Source organism: Desulfosporosinus sp. (genome assembly GCF_014237355.1).
In the GTDB taxonomy this organism is placed as follows: Bacteria; Bacillota; Desulfitobacteriia; order Desulfitobacteriales; family Desulfitobacteriaceae; genus Desulfosporosinus.
In genome coordinates this window covers 102,829-120,733 of the sequence record NZ_JABZFS010000071.1, presented here as the reverse complement: position 1 = coordinate 120,733, position 17,905 = coordinate 102,829, and the positions used below count along the sequence as shown (strand labels likewise).

Genomic DNA, 17,905 nt, shown 5'->3' with positions numbered 1-17,905 from the left:
ATTAATTCCTCCTTTAAGATTCCTCCGGTAGACGTCTGAAATTGAAAACTAAATCGAATAATCCAAACATAATAATACTAACAAAACTAAACATTAAGTATATAAAATTGATAAGAATTAATGCCCATTTAAGAAATCGAGGGATTCTCGGAGATTGTAACAGAAAAATATACGCGGAAAGACCCAACACAAGGGTCAATGCCCCGTAAACGACCATAAGATTAATACCTAGACCACGTAGAACTGGCCAAGAAAATTGATCCCCTAAGAGATAGCTGGCAATCCCTAAGACTGCACCCCAAACTGCATACCAAGGCAGCCTCCAATGAGTGAAGGGAACCCATTCGACTTCCCCTTTATACCAACGCCTCATAATATAGAACACAAACCCAAACTCAATTATAGCGATAATCCCGAAAATACTGGGTATCACTAAAGAATAGATTTCGATCCCTTGTTGTAACAAGTCTCGGATCTGCGGCTCATTTATTCCTTGTTGTTGCATTACTTCCAGCAACCCCGACGCTTGATATTGCTGAATAGTCGCATCGATCATGACTTTGGAGGTATCGGCATCAAATCCTTGTGCAACAAACGCAAGGGTTGGTAAAGCTCCCAAAACCCCTGCCAAAACAGCACTCCAAAAAAAAGTCACACGAGCCGGCCAACCCTTTTGCCAACCAATAATACCCAGAATTCCTGCTAGGGGTACAAAACTAAGATCATTCAGAGACGTTACCCCAAAAATAAGCAAGGAGACAATATAGCCAATGACCAGGAAAAGAGAGGCCTTCAAAGCGCCTTGACAGCGTCCTAACACAAACACAGCAAACAACAAAATTACTTCCCAAAAAAATCCCCAGGTCCCCATGGCAATACCCACTCCAGGAAAAGTCAATAGAATCCCTCTAGATAAGTAATCTTGTGCTAATTCATCACTTATAAACATCGTTTCCAACTTTCTCCCATGAAGTTAGTCTTCTGGGGCAAGATAGCTTAGTAATAAGCTTAAATCTCCCCAGTGCTTTTCGAGATTCATCTCATCCGTGTTCTTTAAACCTTCAAGCCGTTGTAACAGCATACGGTCAAGCCGAGAAAAATCAAAACCCAACCTTCTAGCTAGCAAATAACTCATTCCTACTAGGTCTGCCAAACCTTGAATCATTTCATCTTCTGAACCACTTAGGGTTCCATGTTGAACAAGCCACTGCGCCTGAATTAGGTTCACCTTTAGCTCATCAATGGCTTTTAGCCCTTTAACCACATCTACTTCAATATCCAGGGCTGCCCCCTCCTAATCTCCATCCACTTCTAAGATCCCACTAAGCAGGAGTTTTTACTCAGTCAGATTTACATAGCGAATTGACTTTTTGAAAACTCTTTAAGAGACAAACTAGACCTATCAAACTACAGTTCGTGATAACCCTGCAAATCTCCTGCACCTTTGTCCAATGAAAATTTAACCAGAGATGAAATGGTCTTAGCGGCCGTAAAATAGAAAAGGGGAGCTCTCGCTCCCTTTTATTCTACTCTACACTATATGGCAATAAGGCAATACTACGAGCCCGTTTGATCGCCAAGGTTACTTGACGCTGATGCATAGCACAGTTTCCAGAAATACGACGTGGCAAAATTTTGCCGCGATCGGTAACATACTTACGTACTTTATGTGTCTCTTTGTAGTCCATTGACTCAACTTTGTCTACACAAAAGCTGCATACCCTTTTACGTGGGCGACGTCCGCGTTCACGTTTCATACTAATTCTCCCCTTCCCCTACTAGAATGGGATGTCATCATCCAAATTAACTTCATGTCCAAACGAGCTATTTCCGCCTAGAGATCTTGACTCAGTGCTCCCGCCACCACCGTCTTTTGGACTTAAGAAGCGGACATCGTCGGCAACAATCTCTGTAACCCAGCGTTTTTGACCGTCTTTATCATTATAAGATCTAACTTGGATACGTCCATCGACTGCGGCAAGCTTTCCTTTGGCAAGATAGTTTGCACAAAGTTCCGCTGATTGCCTGAATGCGACACATGGAACAAAATCTGTTTCTTTCTCACCCTGAGCGTTTTTGAATTTACGATCAATCGCTAGTGTGAAGTTTGTTACGGCTACACCACTCGGCGAATAACGTAACTCGGGGTCTCTAGTTAAACGGCCAATCAAAACGACACGATTCAACATATATGCCCCACCGTCCTTTTAGTCATCTTTTCTAACTGTTAAGAAACGGATTACATCGTCGGAGATTTTCATAACCCGCTCAATTTCCTGAGAAGTACGACCTTCGCCATCAAAGTTCATCAGGATATATTGGCCTTCTTTATAATCTTCGATTTCGTAAGCTAACCGACGTTTTCCCCACTTTTCAACCGTTAGGTTAGCACCGCCATTCGCGGCTACAAGCCCACCTAGACGTTCAACGAGTGCTGTGGTTGCCTCCTCATCCAGATCTGGACGGATGATATAAAGTATTTCATACGCTTTCATATTTGCACCTCCCCTCGGACTAAGCGGCCCCGATTTTTTCGGAGCAGGGATATATTTGTACTACCAAGCAAGAATTATACCATTAGGTCACCCAAAAAGCAAATATAAAAAGGGTTCCTGTTGTTGACATTCTGGTTTTCTGGTTTTATACATTAAAGCGGAAATGAACAATATCTCCATCATTCATGACGTACTCTTTTCCTTCCAAACGCACTAACCCTTTATCTCTTGCACCGTTTAGTCCATTGTGCTCCACAAAATCCTTGTAAGCAACTACCTCTGCTCGAATAAATCCATGTTCAAAATCCGTATGAATTACCCCAGCTGCCTTAGGGGCCTTTGTCCCCTGATAAATCGTCCATGCCTTTACTTCAATAGGTCCTGCAGTGAAGAATGTCATTAGGCCCAGTAAATGAAAAGCAACCCGAATTAAACGGTCAAGTCCTGATTCTTCAAGCCCTAAGTCTTCAAGAAAAGCGTCTTTTTCGTCTGCCTCAAGTTCAGCGATTTCCGCTTCGATCTGAGCACATACTACAACAACTTCGGCACCTTCTTCGGCGGCAATCCCCATTACTTGTTGAACATAGGGATTATCAGCTGCAGAAGCAAGCCCGCCTTCGCTGACATTCGCGACATAAAGCACTGGTTTAAGGGTCAAGAGCGGAAATCCCTTGAGGATATCTCGTTCTTCATCCGTAAAGGTCAAGGAACGAGCTCCTTTACCCTGATTAAAAACTTCTTTCAAGCGTTCAAGAAGTGCAACTTCTCCCTGAGCCTTTTTGTCCCCTGTCTTTAAGAGTTTGGATGTGCGCTCAAAACGCTTTTCTACACTCTCCATATCCGCTAAAACTAATTCAAGATCAATTGTTTCGATATCCCGCTTAGGGTTGACATTTCCTTCAACATGAACAACGTTTTCATCTTCAAAACATCGAACGACATGCACTATAGCATCGACCTCGCGAATATGTGACAAGAACTTGTTTCCTAATCCTTCTCCTTTACTCGCTCCCTTAACGAGTCCAGCTATATCTACAAACTCGACTGTTGCTGGAACAATTTTTTTAGGATGAACCATATCCGCCAGTTTTTGCAGCCGGGAATCTGGTACTTCTACCATTCCAACATTCGGATCAATCGTGCAAAATGGGTAATTAGCCGCTTCAGCACCCGCTTGGGTGATGGCATTAAACAACGTCGACTTACCAACATTCGGCAAGCCTACAATTCCTGCATGTAATGTCAAGCTGTTTTCCCTCCTCCTAATACGCAGACGAGCTATCCTTACAGATTATATGTGATGTTTCCCTGCAGTGCAACCGCTCTTCTCACTTTTCATCGGCATGCTGAAGGATCTCCTTCAAATTGCGTTCTAACTTTACCCTTGGTATCCAGGCCTGATGCTGACAACCTAAACATTGTATCCGAAAGTCCATCCCCGTTCGCATAACTTTCCAATCAAAACTACCACACGGGTGTGGTTTTCGAAGACGAACAATATCCCCTACATTTAATGGAATCACCGATCGGCTCCCCCCTATATCGAGGTACGAGGTTCGAAGTTCGAGGTTCGACTAATAGAGTTCGCACACCTTCATAACTTCCCATCTCTTACTTCTCTTTTGATAAATTCAATTAACTCATTAATTAACGTTTCATGGGATCAGTTAGTAAAACTGTTTGTTGTGGAGTTCGAATCCCTTCTCTCAAAAAAGCACTATGAATTTGACGCCGCAGTTCCCTCTCCAGACTCCACTGTTCATTAGGTTGGGTAAATGCAATGACTCGCAAAACAGCATTCCGTTCTCCGAATTGGATCACGCCCTGTACTGTGGGAGGATCAATAATTTTATCACTAAACTCCTTACCAACGATCTCACAGACTGAATGCATTACCTTCATCGCTCGATCCAAATCTTCATCATAGGGAACCTGAATGTCAACTAAAGCCCTCATTTTGCCCCGGCTGAAGTTGGTAACAGCAGTAATACTGCCATTGGGAATGATATGTAGTTCCCCTCCCCAGTCCCTTAGATGTGTAGCACGAATCCCAGTTTCTTCAACAACACCTGCGAACTGTCCAGTCTGTACATAGTCTCCAACTGAAAACTGATCTTCAAAAAGGATGAAAAAACCTCCAATGATGTCCTTAACCAAGCTTTGGGAACCAAAACCTAAGGCTACGCCGAGTACACTGGCTGAAGCTAAAAGAGTACTCGTATCAAACTTAAAAAGATGTTTTAGAGTATGTAAAATTACGGTAAAGGTAATCAAATAAAACAACATACTACGAAGAAGAGAGAATAACGTATTAGATTTCCGTTCATTCAAAAATCGTTTTCCTCTATGATCAAGCAACATCCGACGAAGTATGTAAATAATCAATCCGTAAGCAACCCGTGAAATAACGAGTATAGTCACAATATAAAGTAACGAGTTCAATACTACCGTACCTATTTGGGTCCAATCAAAACCGTTCCAACGATTCTCAATCCAAGTGCTATTCATATGATAGTCTTCCTCTTCAATTATAATAGGCTATCCCCGATATCCCAAAAATGCATGATAGCCACGCATCATCATGACTAAATCCGCAACAGAAGAGATTTCCCAAGGAGAGTGCATGCTTAGGATCCCTACACCACAATCCAAAACCTCCATGCCGTAAACAGCCATATATTGGGCAATTGTTCCACCGCCGCCTTGATCAACTTTTCCTAATTCAGCAGTTTGCCAGGTGATTTTAGCATCATCAAGAATTCGACGAACCTCCGCTACAAATTCCGGGTTTGCATCACTGGTTTCGTACTTCCCTCCAGAACCGGTATATTTGCTTATTACGAGCCCCCTTCCGAGGTAGGCTGAGTTAAGTTTATCCATAACCTCCGCATAATTGGGATCATATCCACCTGTAACATCTGCAGAAAGTGCTTTGGCCCTAGCCATAGCTCTCCGAACCATTAGTCCGTCGTAACTGCCGTTTTGCAAGGTTATGAGTTCGGCAATAAAGTTCTCCAAAAAACGAGCTTTCATGCCAGTATTGGAATCGCTGCCGATCTCTTCTTTATCAGCAAAAACCACAATGGTCGTCCACTCCGGCTCCTTGATTTCTTCAAGTGCTTTCCAAGCAGCAAAGGAACAGATCCTGTCATCTTGACCATATCCAGCAATAAAGCTTCGGTCCAATCCCGCATAGCGAGCTTTTCCAGCAGGTACGACCTCTAACTCTGCACTCACAAAGTCATCCTCTTCAATACCATACGTTTCCTTAAGTAGGATGAGTATTGAAGACTTCACTCGTTCTTCTTCACTTTCCCCAGTGGAAGGATTGTGTCCTAACAAAAGATTGAGTCCTTCTCCGGAGATAGCCTCACGTAACTTCTTATTATTTTGGTCCTTTGCTAAATGTGGAAGCAAATCGCAAATTGTAAAAATTGGTTCTTCTTCTTCTTCCCCAATCACAATCTCAACCCTTTGACCATCACGAAGGATCACAATCCCATGAAGAGCGAGAGGTAAGGCTGTCCACTGATATTTTTTTATCCCACCATAATAATGAGTTTTGAAAAATGCTAAACCCTCTTCCTCATAAAGGGGGCGCTGTTTAAGATCTAACCTTGGAGCGTCAATATGAGTTACTATCAATCGGAAACCTTCGGATAACGGTCTTAGACCCCCGATTGCCAAAATCCCTGCTTTATCCCGTACTTCAAGACGAACCTTTTGTCCACTACCAAATAACTTTACTTCATCAAGCGAGACAAAGCCTGCTTTTCGAGCCCACCCCTCAATGATCTGCCAAGATTCCCGCTCAGTTTTTCCCTTACTAAGGAAAGATAAGTATTCTGTCATCGCCTGACATTCTTTCTCTGACATCCTTAATTCATCCCACGCCGATTTAACCTTCTTTGAACCCATATAGATCACCTCTCAGCCATATACATATATACCCTGAAAATAAGTTTAAGTTAATGTCATCCTGAGGGATAGCGAAGGATCTAGGACTTAAGATTCTTCACTTCGTTCAGAATGGCAAAAGAGTACTGGATTTTTCATTAATCAGTGGTGCAGCACAGCGGCATGGGGGCCCATTTTAAATTTAAGCAACCGCTAGATATCTTAAGTGTTCTTCTTCTCTGGTTGATTTATACGATTTCAATCTAACAACCTAAAATTTCTGAGTTAGATTTCCTTTGTGTTAGTACCAAACTCCCTTATCCATTGATATTGGCTCAAGCAGTCGTTCCCTAAGCTGGGCCGAAAGCAATTGATCCATGGCATTAAAGATTACTACTAAATTATCGTAAAAGTATGACTCTAGAATTAGGACACTCAAATCGCCGACATCCCCCATCTGCAAGAAGGGAGACAATAGGCCAGCCAAGACAGCTAAGCCAATTAGAGAACTGAGCCCTCCGAATACAAGACCTCCCCCGCGATTAAAGGATTTGCTCCAATTACCTAGTGGTCGAAGGAGAATAGCTACTATTACGTGTATCATTAGCACCGTGCAATAAAAAACAAAACCAAAGGCGATAAGACTTAAGATACCTTCGGTGATGGTTTCTGCCAGTTGATGGGTTACTTGTTCGACTGTTTGTGGTATCTGTACACCCGATAGATTTAAGGAAGGAAAAATACTGCGCCATTCTTCAGGAAGGATCCCCAGCATATTTCCTAAAAGCTGTTGTTGTAACGTTTGAGCTTTAGACTCAACAGAGGGAAGTAGAGCTCGATAGATAAGAGGTTCTAGCCATTGGTGAAGTGGTAAATACTGTTCAGACCAACGCAGAACAGCCATATATTGCCACGAGGCCACTAAGAAACCTACAATCCAACTCAAAAAATTAACAATACTCATTATTAAGCCTCTTTGATAGCCCCTCAACGCTCCCAGCAAGACAAACCCAACTATAAGCACATCAATCAGATTCACATACGTCCCCCCTAGCAGTAACCCACTAACAAGTTTCTTCTAAATTTTGAAATTCTATATTCGATTTAAACCCTCAGAAATCCTGCAGTAAGGCATTAGATAATGTATACAGTCTCAATGTATCCTAATACACCAAAAGGCAGCTTCTAGCTGCCCAACTAAACTTCAAATTGAATTATCGCTTACCCATTAATCACATATAATTAAACGTTAGTGATCTCTAGCTCCAAAACGAACTGTTACGATTATGGCGGGGATGCGTGCGAATTGAACACACCTCGGAACGTTCTGCGTCCCGACACGCGGATTTGAAGTCCGGGGGTAACACCAGTCACCATCCATCCCCAACTAACGAGAATAATCTTATCACATTCGAAATAATTTGGAAAGTATAATTCATTATCTTAACATTGTGAGGATAATTCTGAGGTTAATTCTAATGTTTTCCGGCAATACTATCTATATAGAAAATTAATTTTCTAAACTTCTCAAGTCTATTGCTTCATACGAATATCGTCACTCATGGAAAGGGGATTTAAAATGAATCGTTCGGAAGTTTCATACTCAAATTTGACAAATGATCAACTCGAGGATCTTAAAGCTTTGGAAGAAAAGTTTAATACTTCAAGCAATGGGCAAGAAACTATATTAATAGCTTATACCAATCCAAAATAGAATGGGTTATGTCTAACTAGGACTTCTGATAGTGAAAACAGGTACCTGCCAAGTACTGTTCAATTAGTTCGTCCACTTCGTCTGCCTGCATAGTAAGATTCATTAACTGATATGTAGCTTGCATTAATCCTTTTACGCACTCAATTGTAAGCTCAGTTAAATGTGTACATCCATCTTTTAGTCCAACGGCAGATTGAACTTGCTTACGTACATTTCCATTTAGGTTAATTCCAATAAGGCTATTAATTCGTTGTTGGGTTTCCACGCAATCTGTATGGGGATAACGCCTGAATTCACCTGTCGCTGAGGTAATAGTATGACTTTCTACATCGACTTCTAATGTCATACACAGTTCATGATGGCTATCTAGAAAAACTCCATCTACAGATAGGATCTTGGAATCAATCGAGCGGACATTTACAGTAATAGATCGGTTAAAAAGATACATTTTTCCATCTCCTTAGTATTTCTCAAAGGGCAATTGTGTTTAATTATTTCTATTATATCTCTTTATGAAAAGAAAGGAAGCTCCAAATGAATATCAATTCATTTGGAGCTTCCTTTCTTAACTATTACTATATAATTCCGTATACAGGTTCAAATTATTTAATCATCTTGTATCCTTTATTTTCTAGAGATGTTTCCACTTCGGCTACGCGATCCCCCTGAAGACGTGCAAGAATCTGAATTTTGTTCTCTTTGAGGTGATATACTGCTAAACTCCCAATATTAACCTCAAACTCCTTGGTAGTAACGGCAAGGTCTGACATAACACCAATTTGATCCTTAGTTTCAATCATGACGCGCTGCCCAGGACTACGAAATCCCATAATATCTAAAAACGCATCCAAGATGTCTGATCCGGTAATAATCCCAACAACTTTACCTTCATCAACTACAGGTAATCCCCCGATTTTATGATCTCTCATTAATAATGCAGCATCCTCAATCTGCGTGTCAGGATGACAGTAGACTACTTTTTTAAGGGCTACTTCACGGATTGGAGTTTTGGCTACCAAATAATTTAGTTCAAAAACACTTAGAGTCGTTGCTTTCGAAGGAGAGGCTTCACGAAGATCTCCATCCGTTACAAACCCAACAAGCTTACCTTTTTCGACGACTGGCAATCGGCTAATCTTTTTTTCTCGCATAAGAGCCATCGTATCGGCAATAGAGATTTCCGGGTTGACGGTGAAAACTTGAGGCGTCATAAATTGTCGAACATACATTTCTTATTACCCCTTTCAATTTATAAGCTCGGCAAAAAAATGTCACTCTTCAGCACTAAGCTAATGTAGCCGGCAGATGCTTAGTAGCCACTTATGTCATGACCAACCTGGATAATGCAGCATAGACTACCATCATAGGAATTGCGCCCAGAATGCAACCAATTAAGCTTCCCAAGCCTTAAAGTACTACATTACAAGTATATCAAAAGATTTGAGAAAGCTAAACGTCAATGGAACAATAATGTAAAGATAATTTGCATAAGTTCTTCAGGCTAGTCCCATGCCCATGATATCTCCCGCAAGTCCATTTTCACGAATAGCGATACAGGCTCGGGTCTAATTTCAAGGACTGCTCACTTTACATAATTAAGACTCCCAATCACTACACCGATTGGGAGTCTTATCTAACACACTTGTATCGACTTATTGACTAATATATTTAGTTTATAGAACTATGAAGAACTCGTTTATCCCCTTTGCGTTGCGTTATTTTTTGTTGATCAAAGAATTCTAATAAAGGGACTGCATATTTACGAGACGTTTCCCATAACTCGCGAGCCTCTGCGACCCCGATTTCACCTTTTAATCTCAGGGCCTCTAACAAAGTAATCTTGGCCTGTTGAATATCACTTGTTCTGTAGAATAATCCATTTACAGAGACCCATTCTCCTAGCTCACATAAATGCCCTGCGTATTCTTGAATCTCCGTCTTAGGGATCTCACATGCTTCCGACACAGTACCCAAATCAGGAGGCATAAGCTTTACGTTTTGCCAAAAGGTCCTCAAAGCATTAAGTCTCCTTGCAATCACCGGTGGTAACTGGACCCCTTCATTGGTTTGAACTTTGCTTCCAGAGATACGATAATACTTGCGCGAACAGCCCTGTTCCAAAATCGTCTGCCAACGATGGTGAGTCCATGTAATTCCAAGGCGGGTTTTAAGTTCCTCTCTACTAATTCCTCCACGCAGCGGATACTCCTCTTCGTGCGATTTTACAACTGTAATCAGTTTTTGCCTCCATAGTTCCGCGGCGTCCTTCCCCCAATAGAGTGAGACATCATCTTCAATCCAGATCTCCAATCGGTTTGATTCCTTAAGAGTTTTTATAAATTCCTCTAACTCAACTGAATTAATGTGTAAGCGAGTTTTTAAATCTGAACTTGTTCTGGGTTCGTCCATTTCTCTTTCTAAGAGGTCTAAGGGATCCCCTTGGTCTTTAACTATCATTTGATCTAATACACTTTGCTTAAACCGTTTAGCCTTGAATTCTGCTACACTAAGGACCTTGCCCCCGGCGATTGTAAACGTGGGAGAGTAAAACCTCAAAACAAATCGATCTCCTGGTGCTGCCAGAACAGAATCTTCTAATAATATTTGTGCAAACCCTTCTTGACCAGGAATAAGTTCCTGATGATCAAGAAGATGTATGCGTCCTAGAATTTCAGTCGTACCAAGATGGAATCGGACTCGCTGCCTTTGAATCAAAGGCTTCTCTGCTGATGGCAGGTTTGTCACTTTTAAATCTAAAACTTTTCCAACTTTGAACATATTTGGTGTTACGAGTACTGAACCTCTTTCAACTTCAGCAACCTCTATTCCAGCTAGATTTACAGCTACCCTTTGTCCTGCTCCCGCAATGTTTACTTTGCTATTATAAACTTGTAAGGAACGTACCTTGGCAATAAGATGACTTGGTTCAATTGCTAACTCTTGCCCTAATTCAATTGTCCCACCGTGCAGAGTTCCTGTCACGACCGTCCCAAAACCCTGAATGCTGAAAACACGATCAATAGGCATTCGGACTGGACCCGTCGATTTCTTACTCTCTACGTGAGATAGTAAATCATCAATGGTTTGACGGAGTATATCTATCCCTTCACCCGTTACAGCCGAAACACGACATATACGCGCATCACTAAATACTGTATCGTTCAGCTTTTCTCGGACCTCTTCTTCCATGAGTTCAAGCCAATCTTCATCTACGAGATCCACCTTATTAAGGACAATAATCCCTCTAGGGATACCAAGTAAAGTTAAGATATCTAAATGCTCCTGGGTCTGAGGCATAACCCCTTCATCAGCAGCTATAACAAGTAAGACAATATCCATTCCGCTTGCACCTGATAACATCTGCCGTACAAAACGTTCATGCCCTGGAACATCGATCATCCCCACTTGTCGACCACTTGGCAAAAGCATATGCGCAAACCCGAGCTCGATAGAAATACCACGTTGTTTTTCTTCTTTCAGACGGTCTGTTTCTATACCAGAAAGGGCACGAATTAATTCTGTTTTTCCATGGTCAACGTGCCCAGCCGTACCTACTAAATAATGTCGTTCATCCATTTTTGTTCCCCTTATCCAGTTTTAAAACCCTAATCTCAGGTTAGAAGGTTATTCAGTTGGCTTAGTCCACAATCCTTTAAGCCAACTTAGGAATGCTTTTCCTTTTGGACTTAGGACCTTTCTATTTTCTAACCGTTTAGCAGTCTTAATCTCACGAACGAAGTCACCATAACATCGAAGTTGTTTGTATATTACACTCAAATTATTATGGGGGAGTGCATAGGTAGGGTCAATCTCAATTGCTTTTTGGTAATAGTCTACTGCCTGTTCCAGATTTCCCTCTTCTCTAGCAATATTGCCTAGATTATTTAATGCATGAACAAGATGCACATCATATTTTAGTGCTTCTTCAAAATAATACTTTGCTTCTATTCGGTTTTGCCGTTTAGCAAAAGCAACCCCTAGTTTATTATAAGCCATGGCATCCGTTGGATTATCGCGGAGATATTTTTGTAGAGCAGATACAGCTCCGTCATAATCACCCGCTTCTAAATGTTCTAATGCCTCTTCATATAAGGATTTCAAAATCTCACCCTTAGTCAATAAAGATTAAAGACTTATCTGAAGTCTCGATATTTAACCTTTGTCGAACAAGTTTATTGGACTCTAAGATTAATAATAACAAAACTTCCACATGTTAAGCAAATCCCTGATTTTTTCTATTCCTTGCCTTATGGTTATCCCCTGCGCCAGAGGTATAGAATTGTTGGCATAAAGACAAGTCCTAAGTAACCAAACAAAGGATATACTATCTGAACAATGTGGGAGAATTTCACCCCTGATATTGGTATCATCAGGAGAAATAGTATAAATGTCGCACTACCATAGCCTAATCTCCCAGAATCAACCACTCGACTTATAAGACTGAAGCCATTACCTACTGCTGCAGTGATCATGGCTAACCATAAGACCACAACGTAGAAAAAAGCTGGCCAATCTCCTAGTTTACCTGCAATTCCAACCATAGGTATCTCCAATCCCAGAATATCCGGAAAACGAAGCAACGATGCTCCTATTGAGAATGCAAATAATCCTAGCGCGATACCACCAAAAACCGCCCCCAAACGCGCACCGGGCTTTTGTACTTCTCGACCAAGTGATGCGAATACCACCATTGCTAAGGTTACATTAAAGGAGACATATAAAATGGCAGAAATAATCCAGTTTCTCACAATTGGATTTGATAACCGAAGGTGCTCGTGATCCCCCGAAGTTGCCATAAATATTGCTGCAGTAGCAATTCCTAAGCAAAAAATAAACTTTAGGGGTATCAGGACGGAATTTATCCAGAGTACACCTTCACCACGATACCACAACGCTAGTCCAATGATGCAACCTGTTAAAAGAATACCTAGCCATCTAGAGAATCCAAAGTATTCATTGAATAGCGCTCCACTGCCCGATATCATTGCTAGCATTCCAACAAACAAAAGGATACTAACCAGTTTGTCTGCCCATCTCCCCAGCCTTGGACCCAATAAACAGTCGAAGAACTCATTATAAGAGGAGATCTTCCATCGAGCCTGTAGATCCAACATACCCCATCCTAGAAGAGAAAATAGTAATGAACTTAGAACAACCCCAATTAAACCCCAATTACCAAAGCGAGCAAAGAATTGCTGTATTTCTTGACCCGAGGCAAATCCTGCCCCCATAACAGCCCCTACGTAGGTTGCAGCCACTTGAAACGTTGTTTTCCACTGCATGAATACTCCCTCCTCGCCATCATGCTTATGGCTAGAATATGGATCTCATGCATAAAAACAACGATATTTGGAAATTATTTAGTAAAAGGTTTAATGTAAGGGGGCAGCTTGTGAGTTTATTTTCATTACTAACAGAAACTCAAAAATTGAAAGCCCATGTTGATGATTATAATGCAAAAGCAAAACTAGAAGCTAGACTATCTGATCTATTCGCAACGTCTAGAGAACGTCCTGCTATAATCCTATGTATAGGAACAGATAGATCTACAGGTGATGCTTTAGGGCCATTAATTGGTACACATCTCTCTCGTCTTAAATTACCACAATTACATGTATATGGTACATTGGATGATCCTGTACATGCAACAAATCTACAACAAACTATCGAAATTATCCAGCATAATTTTTTAAATCCATTTACTATTGCAGTTGACGCTTGTCTTGGGCGCTTAGAATCCATCGGTTGTATCACTCTGGCGGATGGTCCTTTAAAACCAGGAGCTGGGGTAAATAAGAATCTTCCAGAAGTTGGAGAAGTACATATGACTGGAATTGTAAACGTTGGTGGATTTATGGAGTACATGGTCTTACAAAATACTAGACTCAATTTAGTCTGGCGGATGTCAGAAAACATTAGTTCTCTTATAACTCGTTCTTATTTAAGAATGCGAGTCAATATAGATGAAAATGTTATCTAGGCATATTAAATCTTTTCTCCTATTATTGCTTTTGAGATCACTTTCTTTTCTTCATCGGATAGTGAATAGTCAGATTGTCCTCTAATAACTGGTTTTGCATAAATCCTTGCTTCTTCGCGATTATGAATGGAGCTAAGAACTACTCCATTTCCTTCTTGATTTAGGAGCGCCAAGGCAAAGCTTAAATCACTCCCTACGTCTTCAAATGCTCTAAATCGAAGAAGCTCTGCACGATCTACACTGGCTTTTAGTTTGAGCTCGATAAGATTTAGTCTTTGTTTACAGCTTTCAATAGTTTGTTCCAGTTCAGTTACTTTATGATCATAATCCTTCAAAACCAAATCCATCTGTTGACCATTCATAAAGGTTTGTAAGCTTATATACGCGGCCTCAAATCGTTTTACTCGCCTATATTGTGCAATAACAACTATTATAGTGATTAATATCAGTAAGGCCAATATACCAATTGACCACCAATAGAATGGAGTTATACCTTCTAATGTCACCAATGATTATCCTGGTTTTAAATCGCAACAATATGTTTCAACTTCCCTTTGTCGACTAAACAAAGTGATAGTCCATAAGCTATGCTTATAATCTATCTCAAACCAGGCTTATTCACTTCCTTTCAGTAAAATCGACCTAATTGTCTTCACTTAATAGAAAACACTTGCGTCTTTTGGGACTACGTGCACATTCTCCACAAGCGAATACGTCGCTGCTTTGATTGACTACACTCCCAAATGAAGTTTTGTAAATAGAAGGGCTATAGGAATCGCAAAAAACAGCGCTGGTAATAGATTGCCCACTTTGATCTCTTTTATTTCCAATACATTAAGACCAATTCCTACTATAAGCAGACCTCCCGTAGCACCCATCTCGTTTATAATTTCTGGGGATAGGACCCCCTGCAGCAGTCCCGCAGAAAGTGTTATTAAACCTTGATATAAGAATACTGGTAGAGCCGATGCCAGCACACCAATTCCCATTGAGGAAGCAAAAACCAATGCAGATATTCCATCCAACATTGATTTTGCGTATAGTATCGTATGGTTTCCTTTTAGACCACTCTCTAACGAGCCCATTATGGCCATAGCTCCAACGCAATATATAAGGCTTGCTGTAACAAAAGCTTTGGTAAACCCTGACTGTCCACTATTCCTTGAGAATTTCTGTTCAAGCCATTGCCCGAACCTCTTTAATTGTTCTTCAATATCTATTAATTCTCCAACAATTCCACCTATCACTAGACTTGCTATAACTACTAACGTATTCTTGGTTTGTAAAGCCATGCTTGCACCGATCAGTAATACCGCTAGGCCAATTCCCTGGATGACAGTTTTCTTCATTCTATCCGGAAGGGCTTGTCCAAATAATAGTCCAATAAAGCCCCCAATCAATATGGCTATAGTGTTAACAATAGTACCTAACAACTTAATACCTTCCTTCTAACCTTTGACTTTTGATGTTCCACGTGGAACATACAGGAGTATTTCTAAGTTCTTACTCTAAGTTCTTACTGCCAAATGTTCCACATGGAACATTTGGCAGTAAGAATAAGCTGCTTTACCTGACCAAGCACATATACAAAGGGGGATAGTTACCAATACCAATACTATATTAGTGAATACCAATTACTAAACACTAATGAGAAATTTGTAATTAGTCTTAGGGTCACCAAAACTCATATTTCTAATTTAACACTTATCATTACAGTTATTGTCCGTAAAGTGTGCAATCTTGAATATATTCTCTTAAATCGGCTCGCTTGTACCATCTAATCAAAGCAGGTTAAAGTATTAAGAACTAAAATGCAGAAACTATCAGCAATTGCTTAGCTGTCAAGTCATAACAAGAGTGAACAGGTAATAGGGTATATAGAATTTATACACAAAAGTTATCTCATTAGGACTAGATGATAACAATCCTAGTAATTGCTCGCAATTGTTTATATGCCATAAATGTTCCACGTGGAACTTTATACTAATCTATGCGGATGTTCCACAATTCGAGTAAGCGATTCAATTCATCCTCAGAGAAGTACTGCACTTCAATTTTTCCACGTTTATTATCTCCTTTTACAAGTACTTTGGTTTGGAAGTTCGCTTGTAATTGATCTTGTACATTGTGTAGTAAGTTGCTAACTACACGGGCTGGCCTTTCCTTAACTTCTCTTTCAGTAAGCCTATTAATAAGGATTTCTGTTTCTCTTACGGATAATTGTTCTTTTGCTGCTTTTTGAGCAACAAGTATCTGTAAGGAAGTATCTTTAATTCCCAATAATATTTTAGCATGACCTAGAGAAATTGAATTGTTTCTAAGCAAGTCAAGAACGGAGTGAGGCAATCTTATTATTCTTAAAAGATTTGTTATGGTTGAACGTGCTTTGCCTACACGTTGAGCAACTTGTTCTTGATTAAGCCCATATTCATTAATAAGTCTTTCATAGGCATAGCCTTCTTCTACAGGTGATAAGTCCGCACGCTGGATATTTTCTATTAGGGCACGCTCAGCCATCTCTTGATCACTACAGAATTGGATTATGCATTTAATTGTGCTTAGACCTGCAATTTTGGCAGCACGTAACCTTCGTTCTCCAGCTATAAGAAAGTATCTCTCTCCAACAGGTCTCACTAGAATTGGCTGTAGTAAACCATGTACACGTAAAGAATCTGCTAATTCATTTAAAGATTCTGGTTCAAACTCTCTTCTAGGTTGATCTGGATTTGGGTCAATACTTGAAATAGGGACTTCCTTTATAGCAGGTTCATCACCTAACTCATCCGAAAGTAAAGCCTGAAGGCCACGTCCTAATCCTTTCTTAGACACGTTCTAATACCTCCTTTGCCAATTCACGATATACTTCTGCACCTCTAGAACGAGTATCATAAGTATTAATAGCTCTTCCATGACTGGGAGCTTCACTAAGACGAACATTACGAGGTACGATCGCTCTAAAAACCTTACGTGGAAAGAACTTCTTAACTTCATCCACTACTTGAATAGCTAAATTGGTTCTAGCATCAAACATTGTTAGTAAAGCACCCAAAATATTTAAATTCGGATTGATATGTTTACGTACTTTTTCCAAGGTGCTCATTAAGAGAGTCAAACCTTCAAGAGCATAGTACTCGCATTGAATAGGTATGATAACATCCGTTGCCGCGGTTAAAGCATTTAAAGTAAGAAGTCCCAAGGACGGTGGACAATCGATAATAATAAAATCATAATCGCTTTTAATACTTTCAATTGCCTCACGCAATTTTCCTTCACGAGAATTCTGAGCAACAAGTTCAATTTCAGCTCCTGCGAGTTCTATACGTGCAGGAACAACCTTCAAACCTGTTTGTTCAGTTTTTATGATAATTCGTTCAAGAGGTACATCATTGATCAAGACATCATAAATACATTGCGTTAATTTATGCTTCGCAATTCCCATACCGCTCGAAGCGTTTCCCTGCGGATCTAAGTCAATAAGAAGTACACTTTTTCCTAACTCAGATAAGCAGGCACTCAGATTTATTGCCGTTGTCGTCTTAGCGACGCCGCCTTTTTGATTAGCTACAGCAATTACTTTAGTAATCAATAGCCCACACTTCCTTTTAAATAAATAGCGACTAAATACTAGTTCTCAACTTGTTTTACCAATATAGAAGCAGAAGACATAAAAATAAAAAAGTTCGTTTAGATATTATCTTCATTGTAACGTATTTGACAAAACAAATATAGTTTTTGTTAAACGCATTTCATACGTAATAATATATATTCTATCGTTGCAATAAAAAAAGCGCTTGTTAAACGCTTTTTTTATGATACAAA

General features: G+C 40.3%; 21 protein-coding genes and 1 tRNA gene. 2 read left to right on the top strand and 20 right to left on the bottom strand.

Features of this window, described 5'->3' with window-relative positions:
* Nucleotides 1–13: 13 nt before the first annotated feature.
* The 11 genes from HGJ98_RS15895 to HGJ98_RS15845 form a co-directional block, all read right to left on the bottom strand.
* On the bottom strand, nt 14–949 hold the full coding sequence (locus HGJ98_RS15895) for a DUF2232 domain-containing protein (RefSeq protein ID WP_291352570.1): 936 nt from the start codon (nt 947–949) through the stop codon (nt 14–16).
* 24 nt (nt 950–973) lie between these two features.
* Nucleotides 974–1,264: a MazG-like family protein gene (locus HGJ98_RS15890; protein WP_291352568.1), complete on the bottom strand. Its 291-nt coding sequence runs from the start codon at nt 1,262–1,264 to the stop codon at nt 974–976.
* A 262-nt stretch (nt 1,265–1,526) separates the two neighbouring features.
* Nucleotides 1,527–1,757 carry a 30S ribosomal protein S18 gene (gene rpsR, locus HGJ98_RS15885; RefSeq protein ID WP_007787675.1) on the bottom strand — a complete coding sequence of 77 codons (231 nt, stop codon included), beginning with the start codon at nt 1,755–1,757 and terminating at the stop codon, nt 1,527–1,529.
* Nucleotides 1,758–1,778: 21 nt separating this feature from the next.
* Nucleotides 1,779–2,189, bottom strand: coding sequence for a single-stranded DNA-binding protein (locus tag HGJ98_RS15880; protein WP_291352563.1), 411 nt, complete (start codon nt 2,187–2,189; stop codon nt 1,779–1,781).
* Nucleotides 2,190–2,207: 18 nt separating this feature from the next.
* Nucleotides 2,208–2,495, bottom strand: coding sequence for a 30S ribosomal protein S6 (gene rpsF, locus HGJ98_RS15875; RefSeq protein WP_291352561.1), 288 nt, complete (start codon nt 2,493–2,495; stop codon nt 2,208–2,210).
* A gap of 145 nt (nt 2,496–2,640) precedes the next feature.
* Nucleotides 2,641–3,741, bottom strand: a complete 1,101-nt coding sequence (ychF, locus tag HGJ98_RS15870; RefSeq protein ID WP_291352559.1) for a redox-regulated ATPase YchF — start codon at nt 3,739–3,741, stop codon at nt 2,641–2,643.
* Nucleotides 3,742–3,823: 82 nt separating this feature from the next.
* A complete protein-coding gene (locus HGJ98_RS15865; protein ID WP_291352557.1) occupies nt 3,824–4,018 on the bottom strand; it encodes a DUF951 domain-containing protein in 195 nt (64 codons plus the stop codon).
* A 124-nt stretch (nt 4,019–4,142) separates the two neighbouring features.
* Nucleotides 4,143–5,003 carry a mechanosensitive ion channel family protein gene (locus tag HGJ98_RS15860; protein ID WP_291352555.1) on the bottom strand — a complete coding sequence of 287 codons (861 nt, stop codon included), beginning with the start codon at nt 5,001–5,003 and terminating at the stop codon, nt 4,143–4,145.
* 30 nt (nt 5,004–5,033) lie between these two features.
* A complete protein-coding gene (locus HGJ98_RS15855) occupies nt 5,034–6,413 on the bottom strand; it encodes an aminopeptidase (RefSeq protein ID WP_291352553.1) in 1,380 nt (459 codons plus the stop codon).
* Between the two features lie 280 nt (nt 6,414–6,693).
* Nucleotides 6,694–7,431 (bottom strand): CvpA family protein, encoded by a 738-nt coding sequence (locus tag HGJ98_RS15850; RefSeq protein WP_291352551.1) that lies wholly within the window; start codon nt 7,429–7,431, stop codon nt 6,694–6,696.
* A gap of 248 nt (nt 7,432–7,679) precedes the next feature.
* Nucleotides 7,680–7,777 (bottom strand) — tRNA-Sec (locus HGJ98_RS15845).
* Nucleotides 7,778–7,971: 194 nt separating this feature from the next.
* Between HGJ98_RS15845 and HGJ98_RS15840 the strand changes: the two genes are divergently transcribed.
* Nucleotides 7,972–8,106, top strand: a complete 135-nt coding sequence (locus tag HGJ98_RS15840) for a hypothetical protein (RefSeq protein WP_291352549.1) — start codon at nt 7,972–7,974, stop codon at nt 8,104–8,106.
* Between the two features lie 16 nt (nt 8,107–8,122).
* Here HGJ98_RS15840 and HGJ98_RS15835 read toward each other — a convergent pair whose 3' ends face one another.
* The 5 genes from HGJ98_RS15835 to HGJ98_RS15815 all read right to left on the bottom strand — a co-directional run bounded on the left by HGJ98_RS15835 (nt 8,123) and on the right by HGJ98_RS15815 (nt 13,388).
* On the bottom strand, nt 8,123–8,554 hold the full coding sequence (locus HGJ98_RS15835; RefSeq protein WP_291352547.1) for a DUF2889 domain-containing protein: 432 nt from the start codon (nt 8,552–8,554) through the stop codon (nt 8,123–8,125).
* Between the two features lie 154 nt (nt 8,555–8,708).
* Entirely contained in the window at nt 8,709–9,335 is a 627-nt protein-coding gene (locus tag HGJ98_RS15830) for a CBS domain-containing protein (protein WP_291352545.1), read from the bottom strand.
* 439 nt (nt 9,336–9,774) lie between these two features.
* Entirely contained in the window at nt 9,775–11,682 is a 1,908-nt protein-coding gene (gene selB / locus HGJ98_RS15825) for a selenocysteine-specific translation elongation factor (protein WP_291352543.1), read from the bottom strand.
* 48 nt (nt 11,683–11,730) lie between these two features.
* Nucleotides 11,731–12,207 (bottom strand): tetratricopeptide repeat protein, encoded by a 477-nt coding sequence (locus tag HGJ98_RS15820; protein ID WP_291352541.1) that lies wholly within the window; start codon nt 12,205–12,207, stop codon nt 11,731–11,733.
* A gap of 152 nt (nt 12,208–12,359) precedes the next feature.
* Nucleotides 12,360–13,388, bottom strand: coding sequence for a hypothetical protein (locus tag HGJ98_RS15815; protein WP_291352539.1), 1,029 nt, complete (start codon nt 13,386–13,388; stop codon nt 12,360–12,362).
* A gap of 110 nt (nt 13,389–13,498) precedes the next feature.
* Here HGJ98_RS15815 and yyaC point away from each other — a divergent pair, with 110 nt between their 5' ends.
* The gene (gene yyaC, locus HGJ98_RS15810; protein WP_291352537.1) at nt 13,499–14,086 is read left to right on the top strand and encodes a spore protease YyaC; all 588 of its coding nucleotides are present in this window, start codon (nt 13,499–13,501) and stop codon (nt 14,084–14,086) included.
* A gap of 5 nt (nt 14,087–14,091) precedes the next feature.
* On the opposite strand, the gene HGJ98_RS15805 is transcribed toward yyaC, so the two are convergent.
* The 4 genes from HGJ98_RS15805 to HGJ98_RS15790 all read right to left on the bottom strand — a co-directional run bounded on the left by HGJ98_RS15805 (nt 14,092) and on the right by HGJ98_RS15790 (nt 17,669).
* A complete protein-coding gene (locus tag HGJ98_RS15805) occupies nt 14,092–14,592 on the bottom strand; it encodes a DUF4446 family protein (RefSeq protein WP_291352535.1) in 501 nt (166 codons plus the stop codon).
* Nucleotides 14,593–14,817: 225 nt separating this feature from the next.
* Nucleotides 14,818–15,519, bottom strand: coding sequence for a DUF554 domain-containing protein (locus HGJ98_RS15800; protein ID WP_291352533.1), 702 nt, complete (start codon nt 15,517–15,519; stop codon nt 14,818–14,820).
* 550 nt (nt 15,520–16,069) lie between these two features.
* Nucleotides 16,070–16,915, bottom strand: coding sequence for a ParB/RepB/Spo0J family partition protein (locus tag HGJ98_RS15795; protein ID WP_291352531.1), 846 nt, complete (start codon nt 16,913–16,915; stop codon nt 16,070–16,072).
* Nucleotides 16,908–17,669, bottom strand: coding sequence for an AAA family ATPase (locus HGJ98_RS15790; RefSeq protein ID WP_291352688.1), 762 nt, complete (start codon nt 17,667–17,669; stop codon nt 16,908–16,910). Before HGJ98_RS15790 ends, HGJ98_RS15795 begins: the two co-directional genes overlap by 8 nt.
* Between the last annotated feature and the right edge of the window lie 236 nt (nt 17,670–17,905).